The sequence below is a fragment of the Ruegeria sp. BG10 genome, from assembly GCF_056538575.1.
This window is the reverse complement of record NZ_JBQFTI010000002.1, coordinates 90,843-104,071: the sequence shown is the minus strand read 5'-3', so window position 1 is coordinate 104,071 and position 13,229 is coordinate 90,843. Positions and strand designations below refer to the sequence as shown.

Genomic DNA, 13,229 nt, shown 5'->3' with positions numbered 1-13,229 from the left:
AATCAGGAATCCCGCCAGTCAAAGCCGTCATCGCAGAATGCGGCAAAACGGATCGAGGTTTCGCTGATGCGGATAAGATCGCCGCTGGCCAGCGGTACGGTGCTGAGCACGGGCTTGCCGTTCAGGCGCACCAGGTTGGCCTTGCCGCCATGCCCCAGGTAGCACTTACGATCTTCGGGATCATAGGCGATGACAGCATGATTGCTGCGGGAAATGCCGGTGTCGCCAAAGTCCAGCTGAATGGCCTGATCGTCGTTGCGACCGATCTGCATCAGACCTTCGGTCAATGTGATGCAGGCGCCGCGTCCCGGCCCGCCGGTTACAACCAGCCATCCCACCGGGAAGGTCTCTTTCGCGGTTTCGGTATTGGCCACGGGCTCGGCCGTTTCGATCAGGTCCTGAACATGCGTGTCCGCCCGTTCAAAGCCAAGGAAAGTTGTTTTTACGCGGCTGCGCCGGTCGGTCGCGGGGGCAGGCGCGGGTTGGGCTTCAGGCTCGGTCCTGACTTCGGCCACCGGGACAGGTTGAGGGGCTTCGGGCGTTTCTACGACAACCTCGACAACCGGGTCTTCTTCCACGGTTTCGGCGGCGGCGGCTTCCTCCGGCTGCTCTTCCTCCTCGTCCGTTGCCACATGCAACGTCACGACCGCTTCGGGCTCGGCTTCTTCAGGTTCATCCGCGGAAGTGGTGGCTTCGGGTTCCGCGTCGGTGACTTCGGTGACAATCACCTCATCATCTGCCAAATTTTCTGCGGGCTGGTCCTCGGCCTCGGCGAATTCGGGCATATCCTGTTCCGGAAGCAGCTCGTCACTTTCTTCATAGCTTTCAGAAGACATGTTGCCGCCGGCAAGCGCCTGACGCAGTGCGTTGAAATCCGCGATCGGCTGGGCCGCATCCGTTTCGGGCGCGGCGGTTTCTTCGATTTCGGCTTCGGTCTCTTTGGCTTTGCCGGCACCTTCGAGAAGCCGGCTGAGAGGGCTTTTGTATTTGAACATGGTGTCGACACCTTTGTTTCTTTGCACAGAACGACGTCCCGTGGGGCTGCTACTCACCTCTGCGCGCTTGGGCGCAACGGTACTTATGATCTTGTAACCAAATCACTTTTACATTCCGCGACGGGCCGGTTCCCGTCAGAGCGGCGGGATTGCCCGCGACGCCCTCAGCAAACACACACTGGCGAATTACATTCCGAACCGGTCCAATTACTCCTGCGCTAGGGGCATGACTGCATCCGTCTCGGCGCCGTTGCGCCGAACGGTCAAACGGGCCTCAGGCAAGTTGTCGGACACAAGCTTATCCAACATTGCGTCCAGGCTTTCCGACCCGTCGATGGTCATGCCGGTCTGGGATTCCGACACCAGCACATCGCCCTTCTGAAGGCCGCCGGTCGCCGCGCCAGCGGGCAAATTGGTCACCACCGAGGTCCAGCCCTGACCGTCCGCATTGCGCACGGTGAACCCATACCCGTTTTGCAGGCCGACCATACGAATGGCCGGCAGGGCGAGCAGCCCGTTCTGGGCGCGGGTCTTGCCAAGGGGGCGATAGCGCGCGGTCACACGGGTATAGCCGTCCGGGTCTACTGCAAGATCGTCCAGCACCTGCGCAGCAAAACTTGCATCCTCGCGTACCGGCTTGCCGTTCAAGGTGTAGATCGCCGCGCCGCGCTGAATCCACTCGCCTATGACCGACATGTCCCGGGCCGGGTCAATACCTGTAACGGCGATGGTGCTGCCGGTCGATGCCCGGCGCTTGGACGTCTGGAACGGAATTTCGACATCCCAGTGCGAGAAGGCAACCTGCGTTTCCGCCAGATTAACCGGGGCGGCAGGGGCAGGTTCGCTGGGTGTGGTTTCGGCTGTCTGGGTTTCAACCTCTTTTTCGACAGCCGGCTGGGCCTGTGTCTGCTCGACAGGCTCTGGCGTAGGTTCTGCTGGCACCGGTATAGGGTCGGCTGCTTCGGGCGCGCTTGCAATTTCGGTGGTCTGAGTGACAGGTTCCTCGCGCGGCTCGGCCGCAACCGTTTCACTGGCCGCTTCCGGGGCGGTCAGGGTGGCGCTGTCCTGTTCGGGAATCGTATCGTCGCCGGACATCAGGAAAAACCCGCCAGCGGCCAGACCGGCCACAACGACCGCGACACCGGCAACCATCTTGCCGCTGCCGCCTGATCCGCTTTTGACCACGGTATCGACTGCGACAGGGGCGTCTTCCTTGGGTGTGAACTTGGCCAGTTCATCCTCGTTCTTGTCTTCATTGCCCAAAGCGAGATCTGCATTCCCGGCCAGCAGAGCGGTCACCACCGCTTCGGCATTTTCGCTTTCGGCCTTGATGCGGGCTTTTTCAGCCTCTTCATCCTTGCGGTCCATGGCGACGATCACCGAAACCGGGCGGTGTTCGAACGTGTCGAACATGACGCCGGGGCCGCGGAACATGCGCAGCCAGTCCAGCGCGGATTGCAGCCGGTCGGTGGCGTGCACCTCCATCGCCTTGTCGATCGCCTCAAGGAAACCCTTGGGATATCCTTGGAAACGCCCGGCCAGCGGGGCATAGGGATCGTTCTGACCGTTGTTGAAGGCGTTTAGGCGGGTTTGCCCGTCGATCGGACGTTCGCCGCTGATGGCGTGGTACAAGGTGGCCGCCAGCACATACAGATCGCTGCTTGGGCCCTGTTCCGAACCACGGACGTAGAATTCATGTGGCGAGTAGCCGTCCTTGATCACGCGCAGCGTCAACAGCGCTGCCGACTGGTTTGCCGCCTGTTCCCGCGCGGCGCCAAAGTCGATCAGTACCGGTTCGCCATTTTCGTCGATCAAGATGTTGTCGGGGGAAATGTCGCGATGCAACATGCCGCTCTGGTGGATGAACGACACCGCCGACAGCATCTTTTCCGTGACCTGAACGATAAAGTCAGGACCTGCGTCGGTATTGGAGTCCTCGACATAGTCCAGCAGGTCGCAGCCCTTGATGAAATCCATCGCAATATAGGCGGTGTCGTTGTCCTCGAACACCTGATGAACGTCGACGATGTTCGGATGCACCAGCCGGGCGTGGTTGCGGGCTTCCTGGATGAACAGATCGATGATGGCGCGCAAATCGGCCTTGTGGGCCGGATCGGCCGGTTCGACCATGTCGCCGTTGCGGTGGCACAACGCGCTTGGATAGCATTCCTTGATTACAACGTCACGCTCAAGGCTGTCGCGGGCCAGATAGGTAATCCCGAACCCGCCATTGCTGAGAAAGCGCAGGATTTCATACTGACCGCGCAGCAGCTTGGCGCCGGGTTGAAGTCCTTCAATTTTCGGTTCGTCGTGCGTTGCACCGACAGCCTGGTTGTGGCTCATTTCTTTCCGCCCGTTCTGATCGTTTTGCGGTTTTTCTAACTGGGCCGATCGCCCGCGAACTCACAACCAAACACAACCGCAGGACACTTGCAGACGGTTAGACGGTTCAAATTTGACTTTATTGGGGCCGCCTGATGGCTTCACTAAGGACCCTATTTGTCGAATATCTATATATAGGGGCGTGGTGTGCTTGAGTGACAACATATAGATTTTTCGGGTCTGAAATTTGCGCACTGAACGGCCAATTCCACCCGCTTGGTCAACGGATTCGAAACAATAGCGACTCGATTCTGGGCATATCGAATCGCGATCCGGGGACTCAATTTTAACGAGAAGTATTCAGGTTCCGGTTTTGGCCCGGATCGAATCCACCCGGCTACCGGCCCAGGCGAGGTTGTCGCTGAGCTGCGCAAGGATGCTGATTGCGTCCTTCAACGGGGCTTCGCCGCTTTCGAATTGCAAGAGCAACAGCAGGTCCGTGGCTTTTTCGAACTCACCGGGAATCCAGTCTGCCTGAGGATCGATTTCGTCGCCCTGTTCCAGCCGCTCGGCAAAGTCTTCGACGATCTCCTGACACGCATGCAGGAACGCCGCAGGCTCGATGTCGGAAGATTCGCGAAGGTCTTCGTAGATGCTTGCAATCGCGGCCAGCCAGTCTTCGAGAATTGGGTTTTCCAGCGGCGGCAGCGCGCCTTCCAGCGTCGCCTGCATCGACGGCAAATCTGTCTGAGACGGCTCGACCGGGGGCAAATCCAGCGTTTCCATGAAAGGCAGGAAATCCTGTTTCAGATCGGCCCGCGCAGCGTCGAGGTCGCTTTGACGGCGGTTCGACGCAATGTTCAGCACCTGTTCGGCCAGATCCTGACCACCGCAGGTCTCCCACAGTGCAAAATCCGGTTCTGGCTCCTGGGCCATGGCGCGGACGGCAACCGGTGTGCCAATCGGCACGACGGCGCGGAACAAATCGCCTTTTTCCTTGTTCAGCCGGCTCAGGACGCGGTCCAGCGCGTCACGGACCGGCGGCAGGTCCGTGTGGGTGACGGCCAGCAGGCTGTTGGCGCGCAATTCGGCCGGGACCTGCGTCCACAGATGACGCTCGGTCTCGCGCCATGCGTTGGTTCCGTTTGTGCACCAGATCGCGCAGTCGACAAATTTCAGCAGGTCCAGCGTGGGTTTGTAGGTATCGTCCAGCGCGCCCGAACCCGGCAGGTCGAACAGCGAGATTTCTTTCAGGGCAGGGGTGTTCAATCCGACCGAGATGAAGTCAGGATTGTCGCCTGCCGCCTTTTCCAGTGCAATGCCGGAATACACTTTGGGTTCCTTGCCCCACCAGCCCACCGTCGTTTCCGGTGTCTCGGCATAGGCGACGATGACCAGAGGCAGTTTGAGGTGCTGTGGCCCCGTGGGCAGAATGTCCGCGCCTGCCAGCATATTGGCAAGGCTTGACTTCCCGGCGCCGAATTCCCCGGCGAAACCGATATTGACCGCATTGGACAGCCGCTCGGCATGGGCCAGTGCGCGGTCGCGCATCTCGTCCAGCGCCGCGTCGGCGGGCAGGTTTTCGGTTGCGGTCAGGAAGCGCTCGAGTTGTCTCACTTCCTGTTCGGTTCCGGGAAATTCAATCATTCCGCAGCCTCTGTTAATCTCTTGTCCACATAATCCGCCGCATATACGGCACCCAGTTCGTCAGCAATCCGCTGCGCCTGGTCATAGGCCGATTGCGCTTCGGCTTTTGCGTTGGTTTCACCGCTTCCGCTCCGGTGTTCAAGATGTCCGGCCAACAAAGCCAGATAATGGTCCAGAACTGTGGTCAGACGTTCCATCAGATCTCCGCGTGCGGTGTCGACCAGATCGTCGCCAATCATCTCGAATTCCTGGACGATCATGCGTTCGGCACGGGCCACCACGCTTTTCCGCGAAATCAGACGCGACAACCAGTTGACCCGCAATTCCACGGTGATCCCGCGTGTCAGCGCCGTGGTGTCGGGGCGGAACCAACGCACGGCGCTGGTGTTCATCCGGTTGTCCGCAGGGTCCTGCCAGCCGGGCAGAGCGCGCAGGGCGGCGTTGCTTTGCATATCGATCGCATAAAGCTCGCTGAGCATTCTTTGGCGCACCACCTGCGTGGCCCCCTGCACAAGCTCGCGCATGCGGTCCCGCAGCGGGGTGAAGTTCAGCTCGGTCTCACCCCCCTTGGCCAACAGGGGCGAAGCGCCGTTCGGACCCCGAACCACGGCCGATACGGCCTCGGCCACCGTGTCGTCCATGACGCCGCGCAGATTGGCGAGGACCTCGTCCATGTCACCGACAATATCGGAGGTCTTTTGGGTGACGAGCGCGCGCAGCTCCGCTAGCGTCTTGTCGTTTTCGTCGGTATTCCCGGCTGCGGGGCTCGACTCGTCTTCGATCACCCGCAGATGGGCTCTGGACCGTTCCAGTTCGCCCTGCGCGAAACTGTTCAGATGCTGCCAGGCCATGCGCAGCTGCTCTTCGCGTGGACCATCGGTCAGGGCATTGGTGACGTGCCGGCGCAGGTCCGGCAGGCCCGAGGCGATCATTGCGGCAAACCGCAACACGCCTTCGCGGCTGATCGGACCGGGCCCCTGTTTGATCTCTTCCACGCCGTCCAGATATTGCTTCATCTGTTCCGGGTGTGCCCGCAACCATGCGAGGACGTGATCGTGGTTCACACCGGTTTCGTCACCGGTCAGGGCATAATGCGCCCATTGGGCGCTGCCCATCAGTACATCAATGTCCGAATTCCCCAGTGCCTTTTCCAGACCGTCCATCACATCGGCACGCACTTTGCCCGCGTCTTCGGCGCCGCCGCCCAGCTCATCAACACGGTTGATGAACACGACAATCTGGCCCAGCTCCAACGCCTGCATCAGGCGGAACAGTTTCAGATCGGCCCGTGACAACGCCTGATGGGCGGACAGAACCACCACAAAGAAATCGGATTCCTTGAGGTACTGGCGCGAGATTTCTTCGCGGATCAAAAGCGGGTCATTGACGCCCGGCGTGTCCGTGACGGTCAGGGGAAACGGGAAATGGCCGATGTCAAAATAGACCTCGGCCTTGCGGGTGATATCGCTGTAAAGACCGCGATCTGACCCCGGATCATGGCCGCCTTCTTCGGTCGGGTCGTCGCCGGCACAGACATAACGGGCCAGATCATCCGATGTCAGCTGATCCAGATCGTGATGCTGGCCCAGCAGGTGTTTATAGCTTTCGCCCAGACGCAGCTTGGCGCGGGTCTTCATCGCCTCGACCTGTTCCTCGATCATCTCGCGCTTATAGCTGTCCTCGTCATCCGGGAACATGTTGCGCAGTTCTTCGCCCTCGGCGATCAGCGCCTGCCACTGGCGGTTGTCGAAGAAATGGAACTCGGCACCTGCGGTCCGCCCCGAAGGGTGTCCGAAATGCATGTCGGTGATCACCGTCGTCCAGGGGTTCACATCCGACGGCAGGTATTCGGCCTGACCGGTGAACCCGTTGATCAAACGGGATTTGCCCGCCTTGATCTGTCCGACAAAGGCGATGGACGGCTTCAGGTTAGAAAGATCGCTGACGATGCGCGAAATGAACTGGCGGGTCTCGTCATTGCTGACCCCGTTCATGTCTTCAGCGATGCGAATTAACTCGCGACGATTGTTTTCACTCATAAACCTTACCCTGGTAACTTGTAATCACGGTTTGAATTAATCGAAAAATTGAACAGTAGGGGCGGTGTCATCCGTCCGGTCCCGTCAGAGCTTTCCACAGATTGACGACCGCACCCAGCTTGCGCGCTTCGTGGACGGCCATCGCAAATTGTTCGCCATCGCGCAGGATGGCCAAACCGGCGCCTTTCCCGCCGGACGGTCGCAACACGATCAGCTGCGGGTGGTCAAGAGCCGCGGCCGCGTCACCATCCCAGCCTGCCAGATCGCGTGCAAAACAGCCCAACAGACCCTGATCGGGATGCAGTGGCTTGCCTTCTGCGCAGGTGCCATCCAGCCGGAGCGCCACGCCATCGGTTCCTTCGGCCAGAACCCGACCCTGCGCAAACCGTTCAGACCCCTCGTAGAAGTTGGCGGCCAATCCTTCGGCCGGGGCATCCTGACCTTCATCCGCTTCCTCCGGGGCGGCGTCGGCGACGATTGAGATCACCGGCTCGGCAGGCATTTCGATCCCTTCGCAGGCGCTTTCGATCTCGCTGAAGGTTATGCCAACGTCGTCGGCTTCCAGCGCGGTGTCCGGTTGCAGCGAAATCAGCTCAAGCGGCGCCGGCGCGGCGGCGATGTCGGACACCAGCCTGGCAAGCTTGCCCGCCAGTTCCTCACGCGACTCGGTTTCGAAATCCGGGGCGACACCGGACTGAACCCGGAACACATCCGTCACGCGTGAACTGTTGACTTCAATCGCCAGGCAATCGCCGTTTGCTGCGGTGAATTCCAGACGCCGTGGCAGGATCGTGCCGCGAATGGTACGCAGAACTTTTTCACGCCGAATCAGTGCGGTCTCGCCCGACACGGTGACCGCCGGATTCAGGCGGGCAACGGAAGAACGCCCGATGTCATCGAGCATGTCGAGTATGTCTGTGTCCATCATGCCGTGACCCCCCTCTGGTCCCGCTAAACCGCGGCCGCAACCGGCCCCAGGCTGAGATGTGATTTTGTCAGCGCCAACCCGACATTGGCACTGTTGCGACAGATGTAGCAGACCACATGATCGGGATATTCCCGGGTCCGCAAAAAGATATTCAGCCGGTCCTTGGAAAACACGGCGATCTCCCCGAAACCCGGGTTGTCCGTATCTTCCGCACCAGCGTCGCGCAGCAATTCCTCGAACGCTTTGACCCCTTTTCCCTGAAAAAGGTTAGCCACGGCGACGGCCACGCTGTCCAGAACATCAGCGTTTTCGGGGTCAGAGGTGTTGGCCCCCAGCAACATACCCGTTTCCATGTCGACATACCCGGCTGCAACACAGTCGGGTATGGTCTGGATCGCGGTGCTGAGGGCGGCTTCGATAGTCATGTTTTAGACCCGGGTTGCATTTTAAGACACATGCCATTCCGCTCCGCCGTTATCCGTGGCTTTCGGCACCGGACGGACCGCCTCTTTGGATTGGCGGGCGAAATGCTCGGCGGCGATCTGGTCAAACTCTTCCAGGAACGCCTGGAAAACTTTTTTCAAACCCTCGGAATCGTCGGGCAGTTCCTCGTCCTCGACAATCCCCCGCCACATGGCTGCAGCGCTCAGAGGGGACCCGGCGGGGACGTTCAGCAAATCCTCCAGCGCGTCGCCGTTTTTGGCTGGTTGTTCTGCGGCTTCCGCGCCATTTCCGTTCTTCAGCGGCACGACCTGAATATCCACAAGGCCGCTGGTTTCGGGTTCCGGCTCGTATTCGTCCGCGGACCCTGCCGACTGCTCCGCCATCAGGGCTGTGATCGACGACACGGAATCGTCCACGCGCGACTCTTCGGGCAGATCCGATACCGGCTGATCCCGTTCCGGTTCATCCGCCAGCCTGTTTTCCAGCGAGGTCATGAAGGTGTGGGATTCCTCCGACTTCGGTTCGTCCTGCGCCTGATCCGCATCGGACAGCAGGTTGAGATCGTCGTCCAGATCGTCCTCGTCCAGTTCATCGTCATCCAGCAGGTCGAACTCGTCTTCGTCCTGCATCGATTCCACATGGTCGGCCAGGTTCAGCGGCTGGCTGGTGGAATCCCGGAAGAACGCGCGCAGATCATCTTCCTCCGGTTCCGCGATCGGTTCCGTGGTCTCGGCATTAGCCGCCATTTCAGCGCGCAGGCGCTCGGCCTCTTCCGCGTCGATACGTTCCGCGCGTTCGGTTTCTTCGCTGCGGCGTTCGACCCGCGCGGGGCGGACCGGAAAGCTTTTAACGACTTCGTTGTCCGCATCAGGTTCGGAGTCTTCAACCGGGTTGACCAGCTTCAGCGGCGCGGGCCCCTCGACCGTGTCGGCGTTCCGTTTTGGGCGCATCGGGTGCACGCGCGCACCCTCGGACAAGCTGTTGTCGATCTGATACCGGGCCAGCAGATCGGCGCGGTTGTCCATGATCTGTTCTGTGATCTCAAGAAAGCTGTCGACCATCTTGCCGCCACCACTGCGCGTCCAAAGCTCGGCATCGCCGCTTTTGTCACGCGCCGTAATCGCGTCCCGGGCGGAAAACAGGATCGATCTGTTGAACAGATGTCCCGCCTCGCGGTTGACCCTGCGCAGCACTTTCTGCCGATCCTTCGGCCCCAGCACATCGGCGCGGGTCACCAGCAGCAACGAATTGTGCTGCAACCGTTCCGGCAGCGACACCCAGGTCGCCCGCTCGGTTTCGCGCCAGGCTTGCGTCGCATGCGTGCACCAGAGCACGCCATTGGCCTGTCCGACGGCACGACGCCAGACATCGGTGGAAATCTTGGGATCGGAAATACCGGGCGTGTCAATCAGGTCAACCGCTTCCAGAATATCGGATTCCAGGAAGATGCGCACAAACTGGGCGTCGTTCACACCAACGGATTCAAGCTGCTCCAAACTGATATTTTCACGTGTGCCATCGGGGCGCTGGACATAGGCCGATTGCCGGCCCCAGCTGAACCACACAGGCGGCAGTTGCGTGGCGGTGACCTGAGTCGGCAGCGCATGCGAGCGCAGCAGAAAATTCATCAGCGTCGACTTACCGGCGCTGAACTCTCCCATAAGTGCAAAGACCGGCTTGCGGCGGGACCACTGCTCGATGCGCTCCCATGCCTTGGGTGAGACGAAGCGGGTTTGTGAATCTTTTGCCATATCGCTACTTATGCTGCCTCGTTACTAAGATCTTTCAGGATGTCGCCCAGAATGTCGTCGCGCGACTTCTTGGGCGCCATCCCCGCCATCAGGGCGGCCTGGTTCGGGTCCTGCTCGGCAGATGCCGAAATGCTCAGCAGGGTTTCTTTCTGCTCGCGCAGAAAATCGGCCAGCCCGGCCCGGACGTTTTCCAGCACAGCCGCAATTTGGTTTTCTTCGATATCCTTGGTGATTGAGTTCGCCTCGGACGCAATAAGGCGCGTGTAATCGGCGGCATAAGCCTCGAACCCTTTGCGGCGCTGCCACCAGCGGCGCCACCATGTGCTTTGCAGGTCCAATGCTATGGTGCGTCCGATGCCGAGCGGCGGCGGAACCCGCGGCACGATCGGAGCTTCGATACTGAACTCGCCCAGATGGTTGCCCAAAAGCTTCTGGTAAAGCGCCTCGATATCTGCGGCGGCGGCGTTGTAAAGCGCACCGGCCTCTTTGCGCATTGCGCGGGCAAAACTGAAATAGGCCGCCTTTTGCAGCGTGCGCAGCCCGGCGGGGTCGTATTGCCAGGTGCCCTGCTCGCCATTCTGTTCCAGATGGGCAATCAGCGAATCCGTCGCCCGTTTGACAAAGTTGGTCTCGGCTGAGTTCAACCGCTCCAGAACTTTTTCGCGCAGCGATTTGGTCAGCGCGACGGCCTTCTTCTCGTACTCCTCGGCGACCCTGGCGATGGCCTCTTCCGGAGAAATGCCATCCAGGTCGCGCACCACGCCCTCGCCGTCAGACAGGTTTTTCGCCACTGCCGTGGCGCGAATCTGGCTGGCGATATTGCGTGCCCGGTGGCGTACCCGGTCCAGCAGGCGGGTGCCCGCGCCCTCGGCGATGCGTTCGTTCATGGCAAGCAACAGATCCGGCAAACCAGACAGCGCCCAGATTTTGTCCAGCGACGGGGCCTGATCGCCGAAACCGGCGGCCAGATAGAAGGTGTTCAGCGCCTCGCGGGATTCCTCGGTCAGAATGTCAGGGTTCCCGGTCAGCGCAGCTTCGGCCCAGAGCGCGCTGCCGAAGACGACACTGGTATTGGTGTCGATGTTGTTCTGCTTCAGCGTATCCTGAATTCGGTCGCGGATTTCAGGCACCTGATTGACCGGATCCGACAACTCGTCGATCCGGTTCACAAACAGGATGATCTGCCGGTTCTCGAACTGTGCGATGATCCGCATCAGCGCCATGTCCATTGTGGTCAGGGCCTGGCTTGCGGCCAGAACAACAACGCAGACCTCGGACCCACGCAAGCTGCGCAGCGTGATCTGTTCGCGCACCATGAAGGTATCGTTCACGCCGGGCGTGTCACAGAGTCTCAGTGAGATCGGATATTGCGGAATGTCCATGTACAGTTCCGCGGATTTGGTGACATCGGCAAAGCGCCCGGTCTTGGGATTGATATCCGGGTCGTCATCATCACCCAGACAGACATAGCGCTGGATCAGCTCTTCGTCGAAATAGTCGTATTGATGGCTCTGGCCCAGGATCAGGTCGAAATGCTGACCAAGGCGGGCTTCGGATTTGGCCTTCATCTCACCGATCTGGCGGCGGATGTCTTCCATCTCGTCATCGGCACCGGCCCGGTTGGCCAATTCACCCAGACGGCCGCCCCCGACCATCAGATTATCCCATTCTTCCTGTTCGAAGAAAGTGAACCGGGCCCGCTTGTCGCCCTCGGTCCGTGTGTTGATGTTCAGCGTGGTCACGACCGAGGTCCACGGGTTCACATCCGACGGCAAAAGGGCGGGGCGCCCGGCCAGAATGTTCACGATCGAGGATTTGCCCGCCTTCACCTGACCAACCAGCGTCACGCTGGCAGTAAAGTTTTCCATGCGCGTCTTGAGGGTCGCCAGACGCGCCGAGGAGCGCGCATCCGCCACCTCTGTCAGTTGGTCTATCTGTGTCGACAGCGAAGTGATGGCCGAGGTCATCGGCGCCAGCGCTTCGTTGCCGACGGACAGCAGGTGGTCGTTGCGGGCCATGGTCAGCCTCCGGTTCCTGTGGCGGCGATGTGGGTTTGAACCTGACCGTCGGGGGTGCTGGTCAGGGTGTCGATACGGGCAATCAGGTTCAGTGCATTGCCCAGAATCGCGGCTTCGGCACCCGGCGAGATCGACTCATATGCACGGGAATCGGCAAGCACTTCGATCGAACGGAAACGCTCGCTGTTTTCCAGACAGGCAACGCGGCGTCCGGTCGGAAAACCGGCGGATTTGGTCTCGGGCAGCGGCATACGGGAATTCGCCAACAGGTAGTGGCCCCCGGAATGAGTGCGCAGCGAAACGCCGAATCCGGTGTTCGGGTGTTCACGGTTCAGGGATTTCAGTTCCCCAAGAAAACTTTCACGGGCAAGACCGATGGCGTCTTGCTCAGCAGCAGCGGAGTTCATCATATTGGTCACGGCTAAGACCCTTGTACTGGAGTTGAGCAACAAACTCGTACGGTGCCCAAAGGCAAAAAGACTCATTAACTCCCATCCCCCATCAACTACTGGCAAGGCGGTGTTATTTTGACGCGAATAAGATTTTTTGGCGTTTGAAATGTGGCGCAATTGTGATCCTCGATCTGTTAGGCACTTCAACCCTTGGGGGAAACGCTGCCTTCAGACTTCCGAGGTAAGGGCGAAAGAGAGCGGAGTGGAGAGTGACATCAACAACCGGATTTGCTTCGCCAGATGCAAGATTAGCCATTTGTAAAACAAAGGAAACATCTCCTTGTGCCGCAGGAGAACATAGAGAGGTCTGAAATTGTAGAACAGTGAGATTGGCCGTGAACCAACGCCATTCGATTGGGCGGTCAGCGCGCCAATCTCCTGTCACTCAACGTAAAGGGGTTGGGCTTCGGCGTGTTCGGAATCGGGAATTCTATCTAAAGCGCGAGCAACAATCTGCTGAAGTTCCACCGCCAAAAAGGGTTCGGATTGTTGCGAAGTTCCTTGTTAAAATGAATACGGGCATTTGGGGCAGAACGTACACAACCGTCTCCGGTACGTTCGGGAGCGCGACTCGACGCAACCCTTGCAACAGACCGGGCATACAGCCGCTTTTGCGGTGTTGCGACGGTCTGA

At 59.8% G+C, this 13,229-nt stretch carries 9 protein-coding genes; all 9 read right to left on the bottom strand.

What is annotated here, in order from left to right:
- Positions 1-2: 2 nt before the first annotated feature.
- On the bottom strand, positions 3-995 hold the full coding sequence (locus tag ACR0D8_RS11585) for an FHA domain-containing protein (protein ID WP_480646574.1): 993 nt from the start codon (positions 993-995) through the stop codon (positions 3-5).
- Positions 996-1,202: 207 nt separating this feature from the next.
- The gene (locus tag ACR0D8_RS11580) at positions 1,203-3,338 is read right to left on the bottom strand and encodes a serine/threonine protein kinase (RefSeq protein ID WP_480646572.1); all 2,136 of its coding nucleotides are present in this window, start codon (positions 3,336-3,338) and stop codon (positions 1,203-1,205) included.
- A 339-nt stretch (positions 3,339-3,677) separates the two neighbouring features.
- Positions 3,678-4,964, bottom strand: coding sequence for a dynamin family protein (locus ACR0D8_RS11575; protein WP_480646570.1), 1,287 nt, complete (start codon positions 4,962-4,964; stop codon positions 3,678-3,680).
- Positions 4,961-7,003, bottom strand: coding sequence for a dynamin family protein (locus ACR0D8_RS11570; RefSeq protein ID WP_480646569.1), 2,043 nt, complete (start codon positions 7,001-7,003; stop codon positions 4,961-4,963). Before ACR0D8_RS11570 ends, ACR0D8_RS11575 begins: the two co-directional genes overlap by 4 nt.
- Positions 7,004-7,070: 67 nt before the next feature.
- Positions 7,071-7,931 carry a hypothetical protein gene (locus ACR0D8_RS11565; protein ID WP_480646567.1) on the bottom strand — a complete coding sequence of 287 codons (861 nt, stop codon included), beginning with the start codon at positions 7,929-7,931 and terminating at the stop codon, positions 7,071-7,073.
- A 23-nt stretch (positions 7,932-7,954) separates the two neighbouring features.
- Positions 7,955-8,356, bottom strand: a complete 402-nt coding sequence (locus ACR0D8_RS11560; protein ID WP_480646565.1) for a hypothetical protein — start codon at positions 8,354-8,356, stop codon at positions 7,955-7,957.
- A 21-nt stretch (positions 8,357-8,377) separates the two neighbouring features.
- Entirely contained in the window at positions 8,378-10,126 is a 1,749-nt protein-coding gene (locus tag ACR0D8_RS11555; protein WP_480646563.1) for a dynamin family protein, read from the bottom strand.
- A gap of 8 nt (positions 10,127-10,134) precedes the next feature.
- Positions 10,135-12,144 carry a dynamin family protein gene (locus ACR0D8_RS11550; RefSeq protein ID WP_480646562.1) on the bottom strand — a complete coding sequence of 670 codons (2,010 nt, stop codon included), beginning with the start codon at positions 12,142-12,144 and terminating at the stop codon, positions 10,135-10,137.
- A gap of 2 nt (positions 12,145-12,146) precedes the next feature.
- The gene (locus tag ACR0D8_RS11545) at positions 12,147-12,554 is read right to left on the bottom strand and encodes a hypothetical protein (RefSeq protein ID WP_475164798.1); all 408 of its coding nucleotides are present in this window, start codon (positions 12,552-12,554) and stop codon (positions 12,147-12,149) included.
- Between the last annotated feature and the right edge of the window lie 675 nt (positions 12,555-13,229).